Source organism: Dyadobacter jejuensis (genome assembly GCF_003149085.1).
Classification (GTDB): domain Bacteria; phylum Bacteroidota; class Bacteroidia; order Cytophagales; family Spirosomataceae; genus Dyadobacter; species Dyadobacter jejuensis.
The window spans coordinates 236,771-262,531 of record NZ_QGDT01000005.1; the positions used below are offsets into that span (position 1 = coordinate 236,771).

A 25,761-nucleotide genomic window follows, 5' to 3' on the forward strand; every position below is an offset into this window, starting at 1 on the left:
ATTCTAAAATTTTAAAAGGACTTGAATGATGAGAAAATATAAAATATCAAATTTACTGGGCATCGGGGTCCTCTTAATGACCCTGGCCTTCGCTGTGAGCTCCTGCTTGGATTTGGACGAGGACCCGGCGAAGTCGAGGTTGGCGCCAGGAAGCTATAGCAACCAGGCCGAGCTAGAGCTGGGTGTGACTGGCCTTTATGTACAGCTGGAAGCCATGGCTCGCATGACCACCTTCATGGTATCGGGCTGGGGAGGAGATGATATTACCACCCATAAGGTAAGTAATAAAGCCGATTTTAGGGAATACGACCAACGGTCGGTTTCCGCTTTAAATGCCCGTTCGGCTACCAACTGGGCCAGTATATACTCGGTGGTAAGGGCGGCCAATAACGTAATTGCCAATGCGAAAGACTTAAAGTTGTCGGACCAAAATGCCCAGAACAGATTGATGGGCGAAACCTATTTTATGAGAGCGCTGGTCTATATGCACCTTACCCGCATCCACGGACGGATTCCCCTTCAGCTACAACCGGAGCCTATTGTAGACCTTCCTTTGGCTAGCCAAGAGGAGGTGTATAAGCAAATAGAATCGGACTTGAAGCAAGCCGAAGCCATGTTGCCGCTTATATATCCTAACGTGAGTGCAGGAGCACCGCGGCCCAACCAAGGCTCGGCAAAGGCTATTTTGGCCAGGCTTTATTTGGACTGGGCTGGATACCCCGCAAAAGATCAAAGCAAATATGCCTTAGCAGCGGCCAAGGCCAAGGAGGTTATTGATAATCAGAAATCTTACGGTTTCAGCCTGGTGACCGACCTTGAGAGCCTTTGGACTATTGCCAACCGTTTCAACTCGGAGAGTATCTTTACCATCGTTTATAACCAGCCCTTGGGGGTAGGTAACCGTAAGTATGGTATGCTGGGTCACCCCTCCGACCTCAAAGGATGGCAGGAGACTTTCGGTGAAATCCGTTTCTTCGAAGACTTCCCCGCAGGTCCTCGTAAAGCCGCCACCTATCGGTTAGATTATGACTGGGAAAACTTTACGGATCAAACCAACCCAGTTTTCAAAAAAATCGTAGGCCCGAAAGGAGATATACCATTGACCAGTTTCGATACCGATCGCAACGATTATTATATGCGTTTGGCGGAAGTAAACTTGATTTTTGCAGAGGCTTCGGGGCGCTCGGGCAATGTTACTCCAGCGGCTTGGGAAGCACTGAATCAGATCAGACGACGTGCAGCAGGAAAGCCCTTTGCCACTCCCGATCCAAGTGTAGACCTTACCTCAGGCGACATTGCAGAGCTAGCCTTTACCGAAAGGAAATGGGAATTTGCAGGGGAATACCTACGCTGGAACGACTTAGTACGCATGGAAAGGGTAAAAGAAGCGCTTAGTCAAAGGAATCCACGGACCTCCAAAAATAAAGCAGGTGAGTTGTTGAAAGTTTCCAATCCTATTATCGGCTCTTTGGAAAAGGACAATTACTTTGCGCCTATTCCCCAAAATGAAGTGAACTTGAATCCTAATCTCGGGAATTAATATCCCCTTATAGGAGTGATGAGATGGAGTATTCTTATTCCATCTCATTTTTATGTTTCTAACCTTCAAGGTCCCAACTCATCAGTGCTTAACGTATCAGCGAGGACCTTTTTAGCTTGAATTAGAATGTTTGTACCATGAAGAAAAATTTACTGAAGCGTTTGGCCTGCCTGTTGGCCGTGGCGAGTCTTGGGTCTTGTAACAGCAATACCGACACCGATAGTCGATTGTTTGAGAATGTGAGGCCACAGGATTCTGGGGTTGGTTTCGTTAATGAGCTAGTCGAGACCGTCGACCACAATTACTACAGGTATATGTATACCTATATAGGGGCAGGGGTCGCCGCCGCCGATTTCGATAAAGATGGACTCGATGACCTTTTCTTTATATCTAATTCTAAGGATAATAAACTGTACCTGAATACAGGAGATTTAAAATTCAAGGATATTTCTCAGCAGGCGGGAATTATACAACAGGGGGGCTTCGATGCCGGCGTTGCCGTGGCCGATGTCAATGCCGATGGTCTGCCCGATATATACATCACCCGGGGTGGATGGGACGATAGCGATGGGAAGTTCGCAAATAGGTTGTACATCAATAATGGGCCTAGCAAGGCTTCTGACGGATCGCCTTTGGTGACTTTTACCGAAAAGGCCGCAGAGTATGGGTTAGATGATGCGAATCGGGGAATACAATCTACCTTTTTTGACTATGATCGGGATGGGGACCTGGACCTTTACATAGCCAATGCTCCCGACTTCGTAGATAAGGGAACGGAGGTGTTGGACTTAGAAATGATTGGGCAGGACCCGCAGACAATAACCAGAAAAGGGAGTGACCAACTTTACCAAAACGACGGACAGGGACATTTTACCAATGTTTCCGTTCGCGCCGGAATATTGCCCGACTTGGGCTTTGGACTAAACCCACAAGTAGGGGATCTCAATCAGGACGGCTGGCTCGATGTGTATGTTTGTAACGATTTCAGAGTGCCCGATTTTGCCTATCTCAATAATGGTGACGGTACATTCCGAGAGGGACGAAATGAGCTCGTTCGCCATATGTCCTTTAACAGTATGGGGGGCGATATGGCCGATATTAATAACGATGGGTTGTTGGACTTGTACACCTTAGACATGAACCCTGAGGACTATGTGCGCTCCAAAACAACGATGGGGATGACCTCACCGGAAATGTTCGATGCCATGATTCGGAAAAACTACCATCATCAGTATATGCATAATATGCTACAGATCAACACCGGGGATGGGACCTTCAGCGAGATAGCCAACATGGCCGGAGTGGCCAATACCGATTGGAGTTGGGCCAGTCTGATGGCCGATTTCGACCTAGATGGATATAACGATATCTATGTGACCAATGGGGTGTTTCGCGATGTGATAGACCGGGACATGAACAATAAAATCCTGGACCTTATTAAGGAAAAGGGACATAAGCCTACGCCAGAAGAGTTTTTGGAATATGCCAAAATGCTTCCCCAACAGAAACTAGGGAATTATATATATCGGAACAAAGGAGACCTTACTTTTGAGAACATGTCGGCCATTTGGGCCGACTCGGTAGGTACCTTTTCCAATGGGGCCGTATATTCCGACCTCGACAATGATGGGGACTTGGATATGGTGGTGAGTAATATCAACGACCCAGCCATGATCCTCAAAAATACCGCAGCCGATTCTAAAGAAAAGTCTTTTCTACATGTAAAGCTGCTGGGCCCTCAGGGCAATCCGTTTGGGATAGGGACGGTAGTGACTATTTTTAATACCGACGGCACCATTCAGACCCGGCAAATGATAAGCTCTCGTGGGTTTTTATCCAGTATGCTGGGCAATTTGCACTTTGGCCTTGGGGCCAGTCCTGCCATCGACCGCATTGAAGTGATATGGCCTGACCAGAAAAAGCAGGTACTAAAGAGGGATATCCCGGTTAACCAGTTGCTGACGCTCTCCTACGAACAGGCCGAAACAAAGGGAGAGGAAGGGGATTCAGGCAAAGCGCTACTTTTTGAAATGGTAAATTTCCCCTTTAAGCATGAGGATCCCCTCTACGATGATTACCGAAAACAGTTATTATTACCCCATAAGCTCTCGCAAACTGGGCCCGCAGCGGTAACTGGCGATGTTAATGGCGACGGCTTCGATGACCTATACCTTGGTGGTGGACATACACAAGCGGGTCAGTTGCTGCTGGGCAGTGCGACGGGAGAATTTCAGATTGCCAACATTCCCGACTTTTGGGCAGATCGGGCTCATGAAGATACAGGTGCCTGTTTTTTCGACTTCGATGGAGACGGGGACTTGGATTTGTATGTAGTGAGTGGTAGTTATGAATTTGACTTGCATGCTCCATTGCTGATCGATAGGCTCTATTTGAACGACGGAAAGGGGCATTTTTCACGGTCGTCGGGTATTGTTCCTGAAGTTCCGGCTGCAGGATCGGTCGTTACCGCAGCCGATTATGATGGGGATGGAGATCTCGATCTGTTTGTGGGTGGCCGGGTTATTCCAGGAAGTTATCCTTTCGCCCCGGCTTCTTTCTTAATGAAAAATGAAGGGGGAAAGCTTCAGATCGTTACCGCTCAGCTCGCTCCTGAACTACGCACAATTGGTATGGTTACCGATGCCGCTTGGTTGGATATAGACCAGGATCAGGACTTGGACCTGGTCGTTACCGGCGAATGGATGGGGATAGAAGTTTTTGAGAATACTAAGGGAAAACTTACTCCCAGTAAGGAATACACCTCGTTGAGAGATGCCAAAGGGTGGTGGAATAAAGTGATATTTGCCGACGTAGACGCCGACGGAGATATCGACATCATTGCTGGGAATTTGGGTCTGAATTATAAGTTTCATGCCAGCGAAGCTAAGCCGTTTATGGTATATGCTGGTGACTTCGATGCCAACGGTACCACCGATGTCCTGCTCGCCAAGCATTATAAAGGAACCGAGGTTCCCGTAAGAGGGAAAAGTTGTACCGCCCAGCAGATGCCCGTGCTAGCCTCCAAGATACATACCTATCAAGATTTTGCTAGTAAAGACCTGGAAGGTTTGATAGGCCCCGAACTAAAGAATGCCCTTCATCTGAATGCCACGGAGTTCAGGTCAGGGATCTTTGTCAACGAGGGGGCAGGGCAATATAGTTTTAATGCCTTCGAAAACCAGGCACAGGTATCTCCTGTAAACGGGATATTATACGAAGACTTCGATCGGGACGGGCTTAAGGATTTGCTTTTGGCGGGCAACAACCTGATGTCCGAAATCGAAACCACCCGTGCCGATGCGGGCAATGGAGTATTCATGAAGGGAACAGCCAAAGGACAGTTTGTTGCCGTGAAAGGCTCGGGATTTTCAGCCAAAGCCGATACTCGTAATTTGCTGATGCTTCAAAAACCTTTGCCACGTGTTATCATCGTTAATAATAACGGGGAGCATGCCCAATTTAAACTGAAATAGCCGATAGAGAACAAGCATGGGGGTAAATGGTCGGATATGCCAATATGATATTAGGTTTGGCTAAGTTTTTTGCCTTTTATTAAGGGGGGATGGAATATTTTTGTTTATAAATTTAATTTAACCAAGAATGCGAAACGCTGTTATTTGGAGTATTCTTTTTGTAGGAAGTCTGGGTTGGGGCTTCGCCCAACCTGCGGCTCCCAAAGGATATCATTGGGTGAAGAATGGGGCTTTTTCGGATGAATTTGATGGGGATGTGTTGGACAGCAGCAAATGGTTCGATCGGTCTCCTTATTGGAAGAATGGACGGCCTCCTGCCGATTTTCGGGCTAGCAATGTGTCGGTAAAGGATGGGAATCTTCAAATTAAAAACGAGGTTCTCGATCCTGCAGAGGGGGTTTATAACCTTACGGGTGGGGCCGTCGCATCCAAAAGTGCGGAAGCATCCTATGGTTATTATGAGGTACGGATGAAAGCCTCTGGGGTTTCGATGTCGTCCACCTTCTGGCTCAAAACGCCCACTTATAAAGAAGGCTGTAAGACGTATAAATCGGAACTCGATATTGTAGAGGCGATAGGGGGGGCTAAAAAGTTTGCAGCCTTCAAGTATAAGATGAAGTCTAATGCCCATCTCTTCGTTACCGATTGTGATGGAAATAAGCAGCCGACCTCTTCTACCCCAGGAGAGACCAACCTGGTCGCGGCAGTCGATAGCGTTTATCATGTTTTTGGATGTTGGTGGAAAGATGCCAATACCCTCGAATTTTATTATAATGGGGATTATGCTTTTACCATCCATCCAGATACTACCGAGCGTAAAACACCCTTCGATAGGCCTATGTATATGCATCTGGTAACGGAAACCTATAGCTGGGAAGTACCACCAACTAAGGAAGAACTGGCCGACAAGACTAAAAATGTCACCTATTACGATTGGGTAAGAAGCTATACTTTGGCTCCAGACGATAAAAAATAGACAACCTTCAATTTTTGTGGTTTGAACTTGACATTTATTCAGAACCTTTTTAGCACCAGGTGCTTCTCCAGTCTATTGGTTCATTATCCTTTGTCGGGGCCAATTAGCCTCCATGGGGCGGCCTGTAGATGCATTCCTTTTTTGTTAATCATAAATACTTTCCTGATAATATTTTGATACCAAAAGATGAAAGTAAACTGTGGATCGCTTTTCAAGAAGGGGATCCACAGGCTTATACGGAAATCTATCATCGCTATATCCGCGATATGTATCGGTATGGTTCGAGCCTAGTGACCACTTCCGAATCGTTCGTATTGGACTGTATTCAGGATGTATTTACAGAGTTATGGAGCAAAAGGGAGCGCCTTTCCATTCCTGTGAATGTCAAATATTACTTGTTAAAGGCCCTTAAAACCCGTATAATTCATTTGTTGGAGAGAAAGGAGAAAGCCTATCGTCCCTTGGCGGATATCGATTTGGAACTTTTTGAACTCAATGAAACCGAAATCGCCGAAGAGCTGGAGACGGCTAGGGACCAGCAAGAAAAACTGGAAATATTTATCCGTCAACTACCCAACCGACAGCAGGAGGCGCTAAAACTACGGTTCGTCGAGAATTTGAATTACGAACAGATTGGCGGAATGCTACAGGTAAATACCCAGTCGGCCAAGAACTTAGTCTTTCGAGCCATCGAAAAATTAAGAAGGATGGTACTCTAGTAGCTTTTGCCCATGACCGACTGCGTCACCCCACTAGGTTTTCGCTTTAAAGTTTAAATGCTACCGACAAGGTAGCCGTCCTCGCATCGTTTGGAATGATACCTGGCCCAGGGAATCCCAAGGCGCGACGGGTGAAATACCGCTCGTTGAGCAGGTTATTGACACTGCCGCTAATTTGAAATTTGCCCATTTGGTAATTGGCCGTAAGGTCTAGGAGCTGGTAGGCCGGAATCTCGCCCACTAGCCCGTCGGCAGTATGCGAGGAATTATAGGCATCGGTATATTGTTGGCTGGTAAAGGCATACTGCATGGTGACCGAGAGGTTTTGAATTTTATAGGTCAACCCCGTCCTGACCACATATTTCGGAGCATACTCCACTTGGTTGCCTACGATAAGCGTGTTCAACAGCGGGTTAATTGCCGATATATAACTGGCGTTGGTATAGCCTAAACTTCCAAATACTGAAATTTCACCAGCTGCAGGTTTTAGACCCGTTAGTTTGGTCATATTTATTTCACCGAATATCTCCGTTCCCAGGCTTCGCGAACGGCCTATATTGGTCCGGTAACGGATCACCTCCAGACCGTCGTCACTGGCTTTCCTGATGATACCGATGCGGTTGTTATAATCCATATAGTATAAGCTGGCGTCGAAATTTAACCAATTTTTAAAATGTCCTCTGAATCCTAAATCGGCATTAAAACCCGTTACATCCTTAAGGTCTGGGTCGACTTGGAAATTTGGGGTGCGCACGATGATATCCGAAAAGTTGACAGGACTATAATTCTGGGAGATATTAAAATAGAACTCAGAGCTTCCTGTAGTACTACCCGGAGTGCCGCTGGCAACGATTCGGTTAATTCCGATGCCAAACAAAGGGAAATGGCGTTTCTTATGTTGTTGACCATAGACGACTTCACCCGTAACCGGCTCTATTGCATAGCCCTTGGAGTTGGAGCTGATGTATTCCATCCGTACCCCAGGGGTCACCGTCCACTTATCGGATAGCCAAAATACATTTTCTAAAAACAGGGCAGCATTCGTTGAAGGGAAGCGGTAGTCGAATTCGTCGACACGATCCTCATTGGGGAAATTGAAATTGGCATCGTTCCCTTCAAAGCCCGTTCCTTGGGTTCGTTGGGTGTTTCCATGGAAGTACCTAATGCCTACTACTGCCGACGATACCTTGCCCGCCACGGTGTAGCGATGCAACAGGCGTAGTTCTGAACCAAAGTTTTGATAATGGTCATAAGTGAGCTGTCGGCGAGAAGTGGTGTCGGTTTTATCGCGTAGTGGATTGATGATATTGCCAATGGAACCCCGTTCTGCTAAGAGGCCATATGTTCTCAAATTCAGCTGGGTACGGTCGTTGAGCCGATAGTCGGCCGTAAAGGCAGGGATGCGCCATTGGGCTTTGAACCAATTTCGGTCTCGGTAGCTGGCCTGTGGGTCTTCCTGGAACTGTTGGTCGGTTAGCCCACCTGGCTGTTGCATTTGATAGTCCATCAAAGTAAGTTCAAAACTGACTTTAAGTTTCGAGTTAATCGCATAGCTCATCTTTCCGAAACCAGCATTGAGTCGTAATCCGGAGTTTTGACGCCAGCCTTGTCCTTGTTTGTGTTGGTAAAATGTGTAGTACTGCATCTTGCCTACCTTTCCACCCAAGGAGGTAAAGGAATTGAAGAGTCCATAACTTCCGACGGTCTGGCGGGTGAGTAGCTCTATTTTTTTATCAGGATTGCCATTTTTAAACCTAAAATTCAATAGTCCACCAAATTGGGTTCCGTATTGTAAGGAAGCGGCCCCTCTTACAATTTCTATGCTTTCAATGGCCTCGGTAGGTGGCGTATAGTAGCTTTCAGGGTATCCGATGGGATCGGCAGAGATATCGTATCCATTTTGCCGGGAGTTGAATTCTGTCGTTCTATTAGGGTTGAGCCCTCGGGTGGCCACGCCCAATTGGACCCCGTATGCATCGTTTTCTATGATATTGATGCCAGGGACCTTGGCATATATCTGCCGAGCATTATTGGTGGCCAAGTTAGCGTTGAGCCCATCGACTACCACTACCTCGTTTTTTTTGCCTGCATATATCGCCATGTTTTCGACGTCAGAGAGTCTACGTAAGCCGTTTTCGTCATTTTTCTTTTCACGGATACGAACCTCTTCCAAATCGTTGACCTTTGGCGTTAGTTCAAACAGGACCTCCCAGCTCTCTCCTTGCTGTGGTAGGGTAATGGTTTGGTCGAAGGCTTCAAAGTTTAAGGAGCTAATATGAACTTGAATACGCTCCCCAGCCCTTCCCACAAATTGTACCACTCCATCCTTATTGGTCGTTAGCCAGCTATCGCTTTCGATCAGGTGAACATTTGCCGATGGCACGGCCATTCCAGAAATATCCTTGACCATTCCTTTTACTTTGATATTTTGAGCAAAGGAGTGGGTGGTTATTAAATTGGCCAGCAGTAATAGGCAAACGAAAATTCGTGCAGACATTCTTTTTACTAAGTTTTATTTGATTAATCTCTATATCTTAATATCCATTTTTTATCGGCAAATCCATCTTTCTGAGTCACCAGGTCCACCTCCGGGTCTATTAGCAATCGGCTTGCATGGCCATTGACAGAGGCATAGCATATAGCATAGACCTCGGTGTTGCCTAAGCCCTGGTCTTTATAGTATTGATTCAGATAATGCGCAAACTGCAGAATCATGTCGGGCTGAAAACTACACTGCTTGGCCTGGATGGTATTCAAATGCTTCTCGGGACGGACGTATATCTTTTTTCCATTATTCTTAAAAATGACCTCATATTCTAAGGAGGCATTTTTTTCCATTAACATGATATTCCAGGAAAAACGAAACCCCTGTTCGTGCCATAGCACATTGCCAGGATAAGCATAGCTCCTAAAGGGCATCATAAGTTGGAACAGGAAGAACAAGGCCAATACCCCAATCGTAAGGGAGTGGTTGCTCGGTACGGAAGATGATGAAAGGTGAATGGTCCTGTTTCTCTCGAAAATAGCTAATATTTTTTGATGCCAATGAGTCGGAAAAAAAACGAGTGCCGTCACGATCATCATCCAAGGGAACATTCCTATTTGAAATAAAATATGGGTGAGTACATGGAATAGGACGATAAGCACATAGGCATACATTCGAGTACTTTTGTTGCTTAATAAAAAAGCCGCCGTAAGATCGAAAAATAGGGCGAACCAACTCAAAACAAAGGCCAGCCAAGTGTAACCCAGAAAATCGCCAAGGACAGGAATATGGGAATTGGCCGCTAACCAAATTTTTAAAGGCTGTGCTTCGAAAAGCCAGTCGTAGCGTAGCTTTGCCAGCCCTCCAAAAAAATAAACACTGCCCACCTGTAGGCGCAAGACCCATACCATCCAGAGTGGAGTGAGGGGCCTCCTCGTTTTTTTGAAGAGGTATTGATCCACCGAGCACGTGCCGTTCATGGGTAGCCAACACATAAGCCAGGCCAATAGGCTCACCTGATAGTAATGGTTGAGGTATACACTTTTATCCAGAAGCTCTACATAGGTAAATAGCAGGAAAAAGACGATGATGGAAAAGCGGTAAAATAGACCGAGGGTAATGGTGACTGCCGCGATAATCAGGGCATAAAATACCCAATAAATATAAGGGTCGGGGAGTGGCTTTATCCATTCGAATCCATAAAAGCTAAAGTAGAATTCGGGTTGAATGTAGAATTTCTCCAGCCAACCTCGCGATAGGAACCGGAGCAGGGATGCCAGCATGAGCAAGCCGAAAATGATCCTAAAAAAGGCCAGTGAACTAGAAGAGACTAGTTTTTGGCCTTTTTGTAAAATATTTTGGATGGTCATGAGAGGTGATCAGAAAAATGGTAAACAGACTCAGCTTATAGGGGTGATATTTGGGGAGCTAGTCAATGGCTCCCCGCCAATTAGTCGCCATCATTATCGCTGAAGGTCAGCAACACGCCTAGATTGTTTATCATGTCGACTTCCAATAATACCTGCAATTTTTTTACCTCGGTGTACAAATCGGTTACCAATTGAGACTGCTCGGTTACGGCACGGCTCAATGGCACCTGGATCATATCAATTTTGGTATAAACAGCGTCAAACTGGCTGTTGATTTTGGTGCTTAATAATCCCGTTTCCGACTGCGCTCCTACCTGGTTCAGTAGGTCGTCGAGGCCAAGGCCGCTAGTACCACCGGCAAGGTCTCCCGTAAACGCTCCCTGAATACCTTCAATTTCGGCCTTCAAAAGGGCCAATGATTCATCGCTATAAGGGGCGTCGACCAATGCTGGCTGTGGCGTGCCGTTATTTCGAGTGCCGTTCGGGGCGCCTATTCGTTCATCTTTGATGGTATAGATCATATTGATCATTTTATTGCTCAATTTGCCCAAAGATGAATTGATGTCTCGGCCACTAGCATCTGTAAAGGTTTTGATATAATTGCCACCACTACTATTCCATTTACTTTCAAGGTCAGCCGCCTTGATTTTCAAATCGGCGCATAGAGCTTTCAAATATTGAATTCGTTGACTGGCTGTGGCTCCTTGGTATTTTTCTAGTTGAACCTCCACCGATTCATTGTTGCCAAATAAAAGGTACTCAATGGCCGGAATACCCTTGTAGGCAGCACCAAGCGACCCTATCAGAGCGGCATCGACAGGAGTACTCTTGGCAATATAGGACTCTATTCCCGACGTGTTGACGGATGTATAGTAAATGCCAGACTCAAGAAAGTCGTCATCGATAGGTCCCATCGAATAGAGGGATACCTTCTTCCAAGCCGTAGCTAGTTGTAGCCAGTTCTGTTGTAATTCTTCCAGATTCGCTTGTTCGAGCCTATCAGTAGCAACACTTTCGGCTAGGGTGTTTAATTTTTGAGATTCGCTAGCAAAAACTTGTATCGTGGGAAGGATAACCTGGGTGCCTACGCTCGCTATTACCTCGGCCCTGGTAGACTCTACCTCAGGGTCGGCATCCTCCGACTTACTGCATGAGCATGCAGCGAGTACCAGGGTCATTGCTATTAATTTTTTATACATATCACTGCTTCTTTTATCGTTCTGTGTAAGTAATAGATCATTTCCTCCAAGAGATCAATAGGGACTATAGAGAATTGATAAACGCAATTACCGATGCTCTTTGCGTTTTATTAAGATTCATAAAAGCAGTTTTGGACTTTTCTGCTTCACCCCCATGCCAAAGTATGGCCTCCTCGATGTTACGGGCTCTACCGTCATGCAAAAACTGGGTGTGCTTGTTGACGGCCTGAACGAGCCCTATACCCCATAAGGGGGCCGTTCTCCATTCGCTTCCAGTGGCATCGAAGTCGGGACGTCCATCGGCGAGTCCATCGCCCATGTCGTGTAGCAGAAGGTCGGTATAGGGTTTGATAGCTTGCTTATTCAGTAGGGTCATATCCGATGAGCTACCGGTAGTTAAGGAAGCCACATGGCAGCCATTGCATTGCGCCGTCATAAATAGTTTTTTCCCCTCTACTATCGTCTCGTTTTTCCAGTCTCGCCGCGCAGGGACGGCCAGAGTCTTGATATAAAATACTACGTCGTCGAAGATGGCATCTTCTATTTCTGGTTCGCCTCCGTTAGGTAAGGCCCCAAGTCTTCCCAGCTGATTAGGCGAAATGTTTTCGGTCGGGAACATGGAAGAGGTTATGCCCATGTCGCCAGAGAATGCCCCGCCCACTTGTTGCGCTACAGTCGGTTGATTGGCCTTCCAGCCAAATTTTCCGAGAACTTTCCGTTGCAATTGAGCATCCCAGACGTAGTTAGCCTTTCCGGAAATGCCGTCAGCATTCGTGTCGTTTTCGTCTACCCTAGACAGAATATCTGCATCCGACACCGCCTCCAGCAGTCCCACACCGGCCATCACTGGGGCGATTCGGGGTGATACCATGGCGTCGGATATATCCCCGTAGTTGAGGTTTTTGAAACTATAAGTAGGTTTTTGAAGGCTATAAGGAGTGCCGTCGGGATAGCTTCCTGTAATATTGGTATAGGTAACGGTTACATCTCCTTCCGCCAGAACCCCGGCTATGGCTCGTGGGCTAAACTGATCTCCATAAATAGGATGGGGCATGGGACCACCATGAGGACCAACCCCAGGAACAGAAAGTCGAAATAGAAGGGCCTGATTGATAGCCCCATTGTCGTCGGTGGGTTTTCCACGACCATCTAACAAATGGCAAGAGGAGCAAGAAGTGGCATTGAACAAGGGCCCTAACCCGTCTCTGGCACTCGTGGAAGAGGGGGCCGTCACCCAATTGTTCCTATTGAAGGAGTTGCCGATCACAAAACGAGTTACCTCGTCGGAGTTGAGGTTGATGAGCGAATTCCCAAAGGCATTGACGCCTGCGTCGAATACGGTGCCTTCCTGCCCACCAGAGTACTCTTCATATAAGTCGACAGCCGGACTGGTTTGCTCCGACTGTGACTTACACTGAAATAATAGGAAAGCGACAATTAAAAATAAGAAGTGTTTCAAATGTTTAAACATCATAAATTATCAGCAAATGGAATTTTTAGGCTCAACCATTACTTTCCGGGATATTGAAGTTCATGCCCAATGCGGTGGCTACCTCTACCAGCTGGTCGGCTTGGGCACGTATGGCCGTAATTGCCGTTTTGAAAGCCTCTTCGTTGGTAGTTAAACCCGTGTCGATAGGATCGGGTAGGGCTTTGATAGCGGCCACAGCTGCATCCAATTTCGCAATCATAGCGGTATTAACGGCTGCATGATTCTCCATCAAAAGGTCGTCAAAACCAGTACCTTCCACCACGGTGCCATCTATCCGGGTATATTTTCCTAGGTAAACATTATATATCCCTATTTCATCGAATAGATAATCGTTATGGGTATTGTCAGAAAAACAAGAGTGTTCGTCTTCCTGGTCTTTTGAAGCCAATATTACCGCCATTCGCTCCCCTGATAGCTCTCCTTTCGAAAGCTTACCCATTCCATTTAAGATGTTTAGGATAGACTGATCGAGGTTGGTCGCCTTAACAAACTCGGTACGGTAGGCACCATTGCTTTCCCATTGTGATTTAACAGACTTAAGGTCTTTTACCAAAAGGTCGGCGACTATCGTTAGGTATTGTCCTCGTCGTACAGGGTTAGCTGCGGTACCTCCTTCAAGGTAATCGGTATAAGGTCTTTTACCTGGGCTATCGGCATACAGATCTTGTCCCCATAGCAAGAACTCTATGGCATGGTAGCCTACTTTAACGTCTGTTTCTCCATTTTTTTCATTGTCAGCCAATAATACCGCTTCACTAATGGTGGGGTAGTCTGCAGTATTATTGATGACCCCTGCGGTAGTGTCTCCTTCTACATAGTCGATATAGGCTTCATCCAGTGGCCAAGCATTGATTAGCCCCTCAAAATTTTCGTCGGTGCCATCTATAGGTCCATCGTAAAAACGGAATGCTTCGGTTTGTAAATATGGGTTGCGGCTTTCGAGCCAAGCCGTCTTGCAAGCCTCCAGGCCTGCTGCCGTTGGGTTGGCTACAAACTCATGTATGGCCGTTTGTAAAGCCTCTGCCGTGGTGATTGCATCTTCATAATTGGCCAAAACGATATTGGCATAATTGTCTACGACCTCTTGTTTTTTGGCATCCGTGATTTCCGGATCTACAGGATCGGAATCGTTGGATTTACATGCATTTAATATGGATAAGGAAAGGAGTGCTATAAATAGTTTTTTCATTGAAAATTGTCGTTTATGCATTTTGAATATAGGTGCAAAGATAATTTAATATTATTTAGACTACTTATAGTTAAGATTAAAATTCGATTTAAAAATCATGTCTCCTGAGGTATACACGTGGTTTTTACAGGCGTATAAGTCCTACTTATTCTTCCACAATTGGACGTGCCTACTGACGTTCCTCTCGCCTAAAAATGGCCTAAGTCGAGTTTATTGCTTGAAAGTGGACTCAATGGCCTGGGATAGGCATAGGGCAGGGGGAGGTAACGATGGCTTCCAGCCTGGCGGTCCCTTGCCCGAAAATGGATTCGATAAATTTTGGCTAAAATCCACCCTCCGTATGTTGGATGTTTCCAGAATTATACAGACATTTGATTTATATATGAAAAGAGTATTTGTATATAAATCAAAATGTATCGTATGGATCAACAAAAAATTCGGCTAAAAGGCATCACTTGGGATCATAGCCGGGGGTACACTTCTATAGTAGCGGTCGCTCAGCGTTTTCATGAGTTAAATCCTCAGGTTGAAATTGTATGGGAGAAAAGGTCGCTGCAGGCCTTTGCCGATGAGCCCATAGACCAACTGGCGAGTAGGTATGACTTACTAATAATCGATCATCCATGGACGGGCTATGACGCCCGAACCGGCGTAATCTTTTCCTTAAATTCTTTGCTATCCAGCGAATTTTTGGACGATCAAGCCACCCATTCGGTAGGGAAATCCCATGAAAGTTATAGTTATGATGGCCGTCAATGGGCGTTGGCCATCGATGCCGCCACACCAGTAGCCGCAAGCCGGCCCGATTTGTTGGCCAAAAGCAACCTCGAATTGCCGCAAACCTGGGAGCAGTTGACAGGATTGGCCCAGAAAGGCCTTGTCGCCATTCCGGGGATTCCTCAGGATACGTTAATGAGTTTTTATATGGTCTGTTCGACCCTTGGGGAAGATGTATGTACAGGCGAGGAGCGGGTAGTGAGTGAGGAGGTTGGTTTGCAGGCCTTAAATAGGTTACGAGAACTAGGGGCCTACATAGACCCTATCTGTTTCGATATGAACCCCATAAAGGTATACGAGGCCATGACCACCAGTGACCGATATGCCTATTCGCCTTTCGCCTATGGGTATTCCAATTATTCGAAAAAGGGATACGCTTCCGAATTATTGAAATTTCATGACTTAGTAGCCATAGCAGGGCAAAAACTGATCACGACTTTGGGAGGGACGGGCTTATCCATTTCCGCCTCCTGCCAATATCCAGAAATTGCCGCTCAATTTCTCCGTTTTGCTGGTTGTGAATTCACCCAAAGCGGCCTATATTTCGAATCGGGCGGACAACCAGGGCATCGGAAGGCATGGCTCAGTAAAGGAGTCAATAGCCAGTGTCTTGACTACTTTAAGGATACTTTGCCCGCATTGGATCGGTCATTTTTAAGACCAAGGTATCATGGACATATGCAGTTCCAAGACCATGCCGGAAGGCCCATTCAGCAGTATATGCAGTTCGGAGGGGACGCCAAGGCGGTTTTGGCTACTTTGAATAAATTGTACCTTGATTCCTTGCAGCCACGTTAAGTCTATCTTTGATAATGTTAATCGATCGTAAAAAATGATATTGCCACTTGAAGGGGTTGTAGTTTTGGAGTTTGCGCAGTTTATGGCGGGGCCGTCGGCTGGGTTAAAATTGGCGGATCTAGGAGCGCGTGTCATCAAAATAGAGCGACCCGGAGCAGGGGAGTCGGGTAGGAAGATCGCCATCAAAAATCTTTTTATCGGAGACGACAGTTTGGTGTTTCATACCATAAACCGAAATAAAGAATCCATAGAGGCCAATTTGAAGGATGAGAAAGATTTGGCTATGATCCGCAAGCTTCTCTTACGAGCCGATATCCTCCTTCATAATTTCAGGCCTGGTGTGATGGAAAAGATCGGACTAGACTATGATTCGGTGAAGCGCTTGTGTCCCACCATGATATATGGGGAGATAACCGGATATGGTAAAGAAGGACCATGGACCAAGAAGCCGGGGCAAGATTTGCTGGTGCAGTCGGTGTCTGGATTGGCCTATCTAAGTGGCAACCGGGCCGATGCGCCGACCCCTATGGGGATCGCAGTGTCGGATATGCTGACGGGCGCTCATCTGGTACAGGGCATTTTGGCAGCGATGATCCAACGAGGCAGGACTGGCCAGGGGGCTAAGGTTAGCGTGAGTCTGCTAGAATCGACGTTAGACTTTCAATTTGAAGGTTTGACTACCTATTTGAACAGTGGAATGCAAGCACCCATACGTGCGGAGCAAGGCAATGCCAATGCATTTCTAGGCGCCCCCTATGGGATCTACCAGACTTCCGACGGTTATATGGCCGTGGCGATGGTGCCACTGGCTCGGCTGACGGAGGCCATGGAGGTTCCATTGCCTGCCGAATATAGGGAACCAACCACGTGGTTCGACCAACGGGACGCTATTATGCGGTTACTGGCCAGTTATTTTATAAAAAATACCAGCGACCATTGGGTAGAAATATTTGACAGGCAGGATCTATGGTGTATGCCTGTGCTGGACTACAAAGAGCTCTTGGAGCAGGAGGCCTACCGGGTTTTAAGAATGGACCAGGAGGTAGTGACGAAGCGGGGAGAGGTTCTCAAAACCACACGCTGTCCTATCCGGATCGATGGAGAGCGGTTGTTCTCTTCGAAGTCAGCACCGGAGGTCGGGGAAGATAGCGCGGTGATACGTCGCGAATTTGATCTTTAATCATATCAATTAAGGTAAGAGCACTTTTAGTAAATACGGTCATGAAGCAGGTTTCTTTGGAAAAGCCATTACAAGACATCGTCGTACTCGATTTAAGCCAGTTTCTATCGGGCCCATCCGCCAGCCTAAAGCTAGCGGATTTGGGAGCACGGGTAATAAAAATAGAAAAACCTATAGAGGGAGATATTTGTCGGCATCTGTACAATTCGAACGTGGTGTTGAATGGGGTGTCGTCGGTATTTCATGCCATTAACCGCAATAAGGAGAGCCTGGTTTTGGATCTGAAACAGGAAGATGGAAAACGGAAGCTTACTAAGCTGATCCAGAGCGCCGACGTGCTCATTCACAACTTCAGACCCGGTGTGATCGATCATCTGGGATTCGCTTACGATGTGGTGCGACAAATCAATCCGAGGATCGTCTATGGGGAGATTTCAGGCTACGGGAAGGCTGGGCCTTGGAAGGATAAGCCGGGACAAGACTTATTGGTACAAGCTATTTCGGGATTGACCACCCTGAGTGGGAATGATGGGATGGGGCCTGTAGCGATGGGCCTACCCATTGTCGATATTCTAGCAGGAAGTCATTTGGTACAGGGGGTACTGGCCTGCCTGGTCCGTAGAGCGGTTACAGGCCTTGGGGGACTGGTAGAAGTAAGTATGTTGGAGTCCATCCTGGAATTTCAATTTGAGTCGATCACCACCTATTTTAGGGACGGGGGGGCTCCTACCATCAGGACTAAGCAGAATAATGCCCATGCATACTTAGGAGCTCCTTATGGGATCTATCAAACCAAAGATGGATTTTTGGCATTAGCCATGGGCTCCATAGTCGATTTGGGTTATTTACTGCGCTGTGAACCTCTCAAGGAGTATGTTACTTATGAGAGTTGGTTCGACAAACGCGACGAGATCAAGGCTATATTGGCCGAGCATCTGCAAAAGGAATCGACACAGTTTTGGCTAAGTTTACTGGAACCGGCCGATTACTGGTGTGCCGACGTGTTGGACTGGGAACGACTGTTTAAAACAGACGCCTTTCAGGTTCTCGAAATGATTCAAACGGTTCAGATGGGGGATGGATTTGAATATAAGACTTCGCGTTGCCCGATTCAGATCGACGATCGGCTATTACGATCGGCCATAGGTTCGCCAAAACTAGGGGAACATAACGCATCTATTGAAAAAGAGTTTGGGTTATAAGGGAAGTCTATCTTTCGATTGGAAACTGACTGGTCATAAATCCTAAGGAATGGTTGATCTGTTCGGCAGCCGAAACGAGCTGGGGTATCATGACCTCAAAGGAATGGTTGGATTGAGAAATAGACGTAAGACATGAGATGGCTAGAACTCCGAAAACGCCACTTTTCATACTTCCAATAGGGACGGCAAGGTCGGTGACTCCTAGGGTGATTTCACTCTCCTTGATCTCGTAGCCCCTTTCCCGAATGCCTTCCAGGTACGATAAAAATGACTTTTTTTCTTTAGTGCTCAGTTCTAGGAATTCCTTGTTTTGGTCTAATTGAAATTCCCTTTGCTCATCGCTTAAGAAAGCCAGTACGACCCGGCCCGAAGTCGTCTTGACCAGTGGGAAGAGGCCTCCTTCTTCTATAGATAGAGATACTAACCCTGGAGATCGGTTTTGGGAGACAATCAGTAGCTGGCCATTATAGAGCACACCCAGATGGCACGACTGCTGGGTGTCACGAGATAGCCGCTCCATGGCCGGTTTCGAATACTTGATAAGCTCCTCGATAGGAGAGTGACGGTGCGAAATATGAAACAGCTTTAAAGATAATGAATAATTACCACTATTGGCCTCTTTCATTAGGTAGCCGCGTTGCTCGAGACATACCAGCATTCGGTATATTTCATTGGGACTCTTCTGAATACCCTGGGCGATTTCGGACTGGGACTGGGGCTTGGCCTCGGATGATAAATATTCTAAAATGTCTAATCCTTTATCTAGCGCTGGTGCGTGGTACTTATTCATGCTCATGGTATTGGAATGTAAGGGCAATATTACAACTTTATTTGTTTCATCTATTCTCTAGCAAGGGCTAATTTCTGACCGCTTCGTCCTGGCCCGAGAACGATGTAAAAGCGAAGATAGAATAAATCAATTTTTATTTTATAATTTATATATAAATGAATAGATTTACATACAAATATAACAATCGATTCGAATCGTTCGATTTTTAGACATTATTCCATGGATTTGACTATTGAATACACTAAAAGAGACGCATTAGCCATTCTCACGCTGCAAAAACCACCCGCCAACGGTTACGATATTGACATGTTAACTCTATTGGCCACCTATATCACCGAGATAGAGGCCGATCTGCAGGTGAAGGTGGTGCAGGTGCGGAGTAGTAATGCTCGTTTTTTTTCGGCAGGAGCCGATATCAAGGTTTTTGGCTCCAATACCACCGAACAAAATACGGCTATGGTGGTAGCGGCTAGGCGTGCTAGTGATCTAATACAGCATAGCAGCAAAATATATGTGGCCGCTATTCAGGGGCATGCATTAGGAGGTGGACTGGAGCTGGCCATGGCTTGTGATATACGGCTAGCTGCCGAAGGGACATATGCCATAGGCCTCCCCGAAGTGAAGTTAGGCCTTATGCCAGGCAATGGCGGGGCGGTACGGCTGATAGACCTTATAGGGAAAAGTAGAGCCCTGGAGCTATTATTGACAGGCGATTCCATAAGTCCGCAGCAAGCTTATGCATATGGACTGTTTACAAAGCTGTATCCTGAAGCGACTTTTGGTCAGGAGGTCGAGCAGTATCTTGCGACACTAGCACTGGGAGCTGGCCAAGCCATGGCCGCTATCAAGCGCTTCTCCAGGCTATCGATGGGGCTGGACCAGCAGCAGGGGTTGGCCTTAGAGAAAGAATGTGTGGATAGGCTTTATGACACCGAAGATGCTGTGGAAGGCTTTAAGGCATTTATTGAAAAAAGAAATCCAAATTATAAGTAAACTGATTGGAACACAGATGGGTATGGACCAAGGAATAAAAGACTATTATTGCTACATTGACGGCGCGTGGATCACCTCGGGTACCGGGGGAACCATAGAGGTGGAGGACCCGGCAAGCAATGAAGTGTTTGCTCGTGTAACGGCGCTTACCGAAACCGAAATTGTGGAGGCCCTCGAGAGCTCCGAAAGGGCGCAACGGAGTTGGCAACTCACCCCAGCGGCTACGCGGGCAGGCTACCTGTTTGCGATCGCCGAAAAGTTGAAGCTAAAGAAGGATCATTTTGCCCAGTTGTTGGTTAGAGAGCAGGGCAAGACCCTGGCGGAAGCTTACGGGGAGGTAGACGATACCATTCGCTACATCACGTATTCGGCCGAAGCGGGTCGAAGGATTCAAGGAGCCATTTTCCCTTCTGAAAAGGCCAACGAGCAATTGACCATCCATAAGGTTCCTTATGGGGTAACGGTGGGGCTATGTGCCTTTAACTATCCTTTGGCGTTGATAGGCCGTAAGGTGGGGCCAGCCTTGGTAACGGGCAACACCATGATCATTAAGCCCCATGAGCTTACGCCAGTCACGGCCGCCGAATTCTGCAAATTGGTGGAGGAAGTGGGGCTGCCCAAGGGGGTTATCAATATGGTGGCTACCAAAAGCGCCGCCGCCGCTGCTTTGCTCGTAGAGAGTCCCATTACCAAATTGGTAAGCCTTACCGGTAGTACCAGAGCGGGAAGGGCTATGTACCATGCCGCGGCCGAAAATATAACCGCTTTGACCTTAGAATTAGGCGGGAAGGCCCCCTTTATTGTCTGTGAGGATGCCCAGATCGATAAGGCCGTCGAGGCCGCCGTGGTTTCCCGTTTTGCCAACTGTGGGCAGGTCTGTATCTGCAATGAAATGATTATGGTTCATGAAAAAATTGTAGATGAATTTACCGATAAGCTGATCCGACGAGTACGGGAGATCAAGGTCGGCAATCCCATGGCCTCCCATATCGACATGGGGCCTTCGGTGAGTAGACAGGGATTGGAAAGAATCCACCGGCTCGTTCAGGAGAATATTGGCCAAGGTGCCGAACTGGTCCTTGGGGGTAATCGTCCCGAGGGGGCCTACTTCGAGAGAGGGAATTGGTATGAACCTACCGTCCTAACGCGGGTAAGGCCCGATCAAACCACGGTACAGGAAGAGCTATTTGGCCCTGTATTGCCGGTAATGACCGTATCAGGATTCGAAGAGGCGGTTAGTATTTCGAACGCCAGGGCCGAGGGGCTGTCGGCATACCTTTTTACCAACGATTATAAAAGACACCTCCGAGCCATCGACACTTTGCAAGTGGGTACCATATTTATAAACCGCGGGATCGTAGGGTATATTCAGGGTTATCATTCAGGCCATAAGACCTCCGGTATAGGAGGCGAGGATGGCGTATTTGGGATTGAAGGTTTCCTGCAGAAAAAGACCGTTTATCTGGATTACGAAGATTAAGCGCATAGGTTTTAGGATTATCCCGGCCTGATGAGAAATCAGAGATTTTAAAGTTTTCAAAATAATTCGTCACTAATCAGTTAATCATGCGGATTTGTATTTTTATAATATGCTTGCTGGCTACCCAGCTAGCGGCTTGGGCTCAGCCCCAAACCAGCAGTTTCAAGGAAGGGGACACCCAACAGGTAAGAGACCTTTCGGGCTTTAGGTGGAAAATGAAGATGATGCTTCCCGGGGAAGGAGAAAAAGCAGGCTTGGACAAGCTTCCACCCGAGGATATAGAAACCTTGGTATGGAACATTGCCCAGGTTCCTGGCGACGTTTATACCGATCTTTGGAAGAATGGGGTTATCGAAGATCCTTATTTTGGCCGCAACGCCTCCAAAGCCCAGTGGGTCAGTCAGTACGAATGGTGGTATGCTACGCAGTTCAACGTCACGGACGATCTGGCCAATAAGATGACTGAGCTCAAGTTTGAAGGAGTGGATTACAGCTGTGACATTTGGCTGAATGGACATTATATGGGCAAGCATGAGGGGGCGTTCTCTTCTTTTTCCTATGATGTTACAAAATACCTCCGTTCTTCAAAAAAGACCAGGGAGAGCAGTAATATGTTGATGATTCGGCTCAATCCTCCTCCAAAGGTCAATGCCCTAGTGGCAGGCCGGAAAACACCTTGGTTTGGTGACTACTGGAGAGATGTAATACCCTTTGGTATTACCCGCCCAGTTAAGCTCTTCACTACGGGTGCCAGTAGCATCAAGGATGTTTATGCCAAAACGACCCTGCTCAAGGATGGGTCTGCGAAGGTGGATCTTCAGTTAGAAATCGAGAATTTTAGTGGTAAGACCCTAACTTTAAGTGCTTTAAGCGAGATTACGGGCGAGAACTTCAGTTCAGAAATCATCAAAAGAAGCTCAAAGATCAATCTGAAACCTGGGATTAACAAGGTGGTTCATAGCTATGACATACCCAAGCCTAAGCTGTGGTGGCCCTGGGACCTAGGCGAGCAGAACCTGTATAAAGCTAAAATATCGATAGGTCAGAATGGCGTCAATCAGGATTTTGTGGAGGAGGTCTTCGGCATTAGGGTAGTGAAAATGGAATGGAATCCTGGCTTTACGAGGGAAGAGGTAAGTTTTCCACGCACTACGACCATTAACGGGAAGTTCCATTTTATCCGTTCGGCTTGTTGGGGAGGGCCACCCGATATTTTTGTAGGGCGTACCTCGGTGGCTGAGTACAAAACATTGATTGATTTGGCCAAAAAGGCCAATATGAATAATATTAGAATTTTTGGCTGGCATCCTCCAGAAATCCCTGAGTTCTATGAGCTCTGCGATAGAGCCGGACTCACGGTATGGCAAGATGTGATCCCCTTTGGTACCGGAAATATACCCCAAGATGAGGTTTTCCTCAATAAGGCCATCCAGGAAGGGATAGCGGTCATTAAAGAAAGGCGCAACCATCCTTCCCTTATCATGATGGAAGGGGGCGAAGAAATGATGCTAAGGACACGCGATCCCAAATTTACCCGGCGCTTCCTGGAGCAATTTGGCGATAGCCTCCAGCAATATGTGGATCTACCCTACGTTCCCGACTCACCGCTTACCGATGAGGCTTCTATGGAGGCTGGCTTCAAGCCTAAGGAAGCGGTTCATGCCTTGGGATACTTTTACAATATGGGAAATTGGTTGTTGGAAGACTGGTACAAATCCTTGGATTATCCTATCGTTCCAGAGTTGGCCATCACGTCGGTGCCGTCCGTAAAAAGTTTGAAGAAGTTTATTCCTGAAAACGAAATGTGGCCTCCAGGGCTTAGTTGGGGGTACCACTGGGCCGATCTTGATAAGCTTCGCATGCAAAACTACGATGCTTTTAATGACGAAAAAACGGGATCACTCGAAGAATTTGTAAATGCCACCCAAGATTCGCAAGGAATCATTTTCCAATTGTCGGTAGAGCATTTCAGAAGAAACAAGCCCCGATTGAGCGGCATAGCATTATGCCATTTTATCACCTATTGGCCCGATATGAAATGGGGTATCGTAGACAATTACCAAGAACCGAAGCGTTCCTTCGATTATGTTCAAACGGCCTACCAACCTCTATTGGTCAACTTGAACTTCGAAAAACGACGCTGGAAGACCTCAGAATCCTTTAAAGGAGAAGTATGGGTTGTCAACGATCTGTATAAGGATTTTCCAGGTGCCAAGGTGAAGCTAGAAATAAAGAACGACCGCCAGGAGGTGATTTATTCCGAGACTAAGCCTGTAGGCGCCATTGAAGGCAATAGCGCTAAAAAAATGTTTAGCTTAGAGGAAAAGGTCCTTGGTAAAGTGGAAAAGCAATTTTACGTTACCCTCAAGCTGATCGGTGACAAGGACCAAGCGTTGTCGCATAACGATTATCTATTCTTGATAGGAGACCAACAAGAGGCTTCCAAAAAATTCAAACAGATGGGTAAGGAAATGAAGCAGAAAATTGCCACTTATGGCGCTGGGAATTATTTCGAATATTTTCCTGATGTCAATGGAGAAGGTGAGCAAAAAATGGATAGTGATATGGACACACCTAGGGCCAGAGGATTTGAAAATAAAAAATAGTTAATGGCTATTGCATATTCAAGCCGAGGTGTTCTATCTCGGCTTGAATTTTTTATGGTACCTACAGCTATAGTTCAATTAAATTCTATTTTTATCTTGAGTTTTTAATGGGCTGACAGTAAGGGTTTTGGCGGGCTATATGAGCCGGAGTAGCGGGGTTATAGAATAAAATACTTGTTTTATTTAATTATTTCTGGCTCATGGTGAGTACGTTTTTAAGGTTTCGTCATATATAAGTGTCACTTAATTCTATATTGACGTGGAACCAGATTTTAGCGCCTTTAGCGCTGCGGATTTTCTTACCAACGACCTATTCGTTGGACATATGTTACGACCAACGGCTAAGTCAGAATCGTATTGGGATGCACAGCGCTCCATAGGCGGCATCAACGAAGCGGAATGGGCCTTGGCGGTACAGTTGTTCGAATTGGTGCAACGTGGCCTCATGGAGTATGCCTCTAAATATTTGTCCGACGATAAGATAGCATCCTTATTGATTAGAATTCAGGAGGCCAATGGCATAGCGTCTTCCGAGGATACCAAGGCTTTGCCTTGGGGCAATAGGGCTTGGCTGGTGGCGGCCTCCTTGGGGCTGTTGATGTTGGTTGGTCTTGGCTACTGGCTTAACAAAGGCTTGCCGTCCGATTATGGCACTCAGGTTGCTGAGTTGGAGAAGGGGTACACCGAGCTAGTCAATGAGGCCGCTACCGAACGGCACTACCACTTGCCCGACAGTACGCATATTGTGCTATCACCCCATAGTAAGTTGAGTTACGACGCTACCTTTAACGATAAGTCCCGGAAGGTGATCTTAACGGGGGAAGCCGAATTTGATGTGGCTAAGGATGCGAAAAGGCCTTTTTATGTTTTTGCCAATAAAGTAGTTACCAAGGTACTTGGAACGAGGTTTTTGGTGCGTGCCGTAGCGCAGGACCAAGAGGTGCGGGTGATGGTACGGTCTGGGCAGGTGTCGGTATCGGCCAATCAGCCCGTGAAGGGTACTCCCGAAGTAGGAGCCACGAATGGGGTAATATTGACGCCCAATCAACAGGCGGTATTTTACAAGCAGCAGGAGAAGTTTAATAAAACGCTAGTAGAAAACCCAGTCCTGTTGGAGGATATAGCAGAACAGAAGAACTATGACTTTACCTACGACGACGTAAAAGTGGCTTCTGTATTCCAACAGCTAGAAAGTGCCTATGGGATCCTGATCCAATTCGACAGGGAAAGCCTTTCGGCTTGTGGCATTAGCGCCTCTTTAAACCGAGAATCCTTCGACCAAAAGTTGGATATTATTTGTAAAACCATCAATGCTACCTTCCATAAAATAGATGGCCAGATAATCATCCAAGGCGGATTTTGTCAATGATTTTATATAATTCGATGCCGTATGTAAACACAAATGAGTTAGTACCAAAGAAACCAATGGTGATTGCAGCACCATTGGTTTAAGAATCCACGATGATTTCAACCTCGCCAGGTTGAATCTGGA

17 protein-coding genes are annotated in these 25,761 nt (G+C 46.7%); 11 read left to right on the plus strand and 6 right to left on the minus strand.

Going from position 1 to position 25,761, the window contains the following annotated elements:
• Window positions 1-25: 25 nt before the first annotated feature.
• The 4 genes from CLV98_RS12170 (at window position 26) to CLV98_RS12185 (ending at window position 6,708) form a co-directional block, all read left to right on the plus strand.
• Window positions 26-1,540: a RagB/SusD family nutrient uptake outer membrane protein gene (locus CLV98_RS12170; RefSeq protein ID WP_109674596.1), complete on the plus strand. Its 1,515-nt coding sequence runs from the start codon at window positions 26-28 to the stop codon at window positions 1,538-1,540.
• 137 nt (window positions 1,541-1,677) lie between these two features.
• The gene (locus CLV98_RS12175) at window positions 1,678-5,013 is read left to right on the plus strand and encodes a CRTAC1 family protein (RefSeq protein ID WP_109674597.1); all 3,336 of its coding nucleotides are present in this window, start codon (window positions 1,678-1,680) and stop codon (window positions 5,011-5,013) included.
• A 127-nt stretch (window positions 5,014-5,140) separates the two neighbouring features.
• Window positions 5,141-5,989, plus strand: coding sequence for a family 16 glycosylhydrolase (locus CLV98_RS12180; protein WP_109674598.1), 849 nt, complete (start codon window positions 5,141-5,143; stop codon window positions 5,987-5,989).
• Window positions 5,990-6,162: 173 nt separating this feature from the next.
• Window positions 6,163-6,708 (plus strand): RNA polymerase sigma factor, encoded by a 546-nt coding sequence (locus CLV98_RS12185; protein WP_229203342.1) that lies wholly within the window; start codon window positions 6,163-6,165, stop codon window positions 6,706-6,708.
• 46 nt (window positions 6,709-6,754) lie between these two features.
• Here the strand turns inward: CLV98_RS12185 and CLV98_RS12190 are convergent, their stop codons facing one another.
• From CLV98_RS12190 to CLV98_RS12210, 5 genes are all read right to left on the minus strand, one after another.
• Window positions 6,755-9,205, minus strand: coding sequence for a TonB-dependent receptor family protein (locus CLV98_RS12190; RefSeq protein ID WP_109674599.1), 2,451 nt, complete (start codon window positions 9,203-9,205; stop codon window positions 6,755-6,757).
• Between the two features lie 23 nt (window positions 9,206-9,228).
• Complete coding sequence (locus CLV98_RS12195; RefSeq protein ID WP_109674600.1) at window positions 9,229-10,563, minus strand: HTTM domain-containing protein; 1,335 nt, start codon at window positions 10,561-10,563, stop codon at window positions 9,229-9,231.
• A gap of 80 nt (window positions 10,564-10,643) precedes the next feature.
• Window positions 10,644-11,762 (minus strand): imelysin family protein, encoded by a 1,119-nt coding sequence (locus CLV98_RS12200; protein WP_109674601.1) that lies wholly within the window; start codon window positions 11,760-11,762, stop codon window positions 10,644-10,646.
• A gap of 64 nt (window positions 11,763-11,826) precedes the next feature.
• A complete protein-coding gene (locus tag CLV98_RS12205) occupies window positions 11,827-13,221 on the minus strand; it encodes a di-heme oxidoreductase family protein (protein WP_229203343.1) in 1,395 nt (464 codons plus the stop codon).
• Window positions 13,222-13,264: 43 nt separating this feature from the next.
• On the minus strand, window positions 13,265-14,443 hold the full coding sequence (locus CLV98_RS12210) for an imelysin family protein (RefSeq protein WP_158281245.1): 1,179 nt from the start codon (window positions 14,441-14,443) through the stop codon (window positions 13,265-13,267).
• Window positions 14,444-14,863: 420 nt separating this feature from the next.
• Between CLV98_RS12210 and CLV98_RS12220 the strand changes: the two genes are divergently transcribed.
• Genes CLV98_RS12220 through CLV98_RS12230 form a run of 3 tightly spaced genes read left to right on the plus strand, consistent with a single transcriptional unit; the run spans window position 14,864 to window position 18,400 of the window.
• Window positions 14,864-16,018 carry an ABC transporter substrate-binding protein gene (locus CLV98_RS12220; RefSeq protein WP_109674605.1) on the plus strand — a complete coding sequence of 385 codons (1,155 nt, stop codon included), beginning with the start codon at window positions 14,864-14,866 and terminating at the stop codon, window positions 16,016-16,018.
• Between the two features lie 34 nt (window positions 16,019-16,052).
• Complete coding sequence (locus CLV98_RS12225; RefSeq protein WP_170120681.1) at window positions 16,053-17,198, plus strand: CaiB/BaiF CoA transferase family protein; 1,146 nt, start codon at window positions 16,053-16,055, stop codon at window positions 17,196-17,198.
• A gap of 41 nt (window positions 17,199-17,239) precedes the next feature.
• Entirely contained in the window at window positions 17,240-18,400 is a 1,161-nt protein-coding gene (locus tag CLV98_RS12230; RefSeq protein WP_109674606.1) for a CaiB/BaiF CoA transferase family protein, read from the plus strand.
• Between the two features lie 7 nt (window positions 18,401-18,407).
• Here CLV98_RS12230 and CLV98_RS12235 read toward each other — a convergent pair whose 3' ends face one another.
• Window positions 18,408-19,190 carry an IclR family transcriptional regulator gene (locus CLV98_RS12235; protein WP_109674695.1) on the minus strand — a complete coding sequence of 261 codons (783 nt, stop codon included), beginning with the start codon at window positions 19,188-19,190 and terminating at the stop codon, window positions 18,408-18,410.
• Window positions 19,191-19,409: 219 nt separating this feature from the next.
• On the opposite strand from CLV98_RS12235, the gene CLV98_RS12240 reads away from it, so the two are divergent.
• The 4 genes from CLV98_RS12240 (at window position 19,410) to CLV98_RS12255 (ending at window position 25,638) form a co-directional block, all read left to right on the plus strand.
• Window positions 19,410-20,183, plus strand: coding sequence for an enoyl-CoA hydratase/isomerase family protein (locus tag CLV98_RS12240; RefSeq protein WP_109674607.1), 774 nt, complete (start codon window positions 19,410-19,412; stop codon window positions 20,181-20,183).
• Window positions 20,155-21,663, plus strand: a complete 1,509-nt coding sequence (locus CLV98_RS12245; protein ID WP_211320023.1) for an aldehyde dehydrogenase family protein — start codon at window positions 20,155-20,157, stop codon at window positions 21,661-21,663. The genes CLV98_RS12240 and CLV98_RS12245 overlap by 29 nt, the downstream gene beginning before the upstream one ends.
• An 86-nt stretch (window positions 21,664-21,749) precedes the next feature.
• The gene (locus tag CLV98_RS12250; RefSeq protein WP_109674608.1) at window positions 21,750-24,269 is read left to right on the plus strand and encodes a beta-mannosidase; all 2,520 of its coding nucleotides are present in this window, start codon (window positions 21,750-21,752) and stop codon (window positions 24,267-24,269) included.
• 259 nt (window positions 24,270-24,528) lie between these two features.
• Window positions 24,529-25,638: a FecR family protein gene (locus CLV98_RS12255; RefSeq protein WP_146202271.1), complete on the plus strand. Its 1,110-nt coding sequence runs from the start codon at window positions 24,529-24,531 to the stop codon at window positions 25,636-25,638.
• Window positions 25,639-25,761 lie beyond the last annotated feature (123 nt).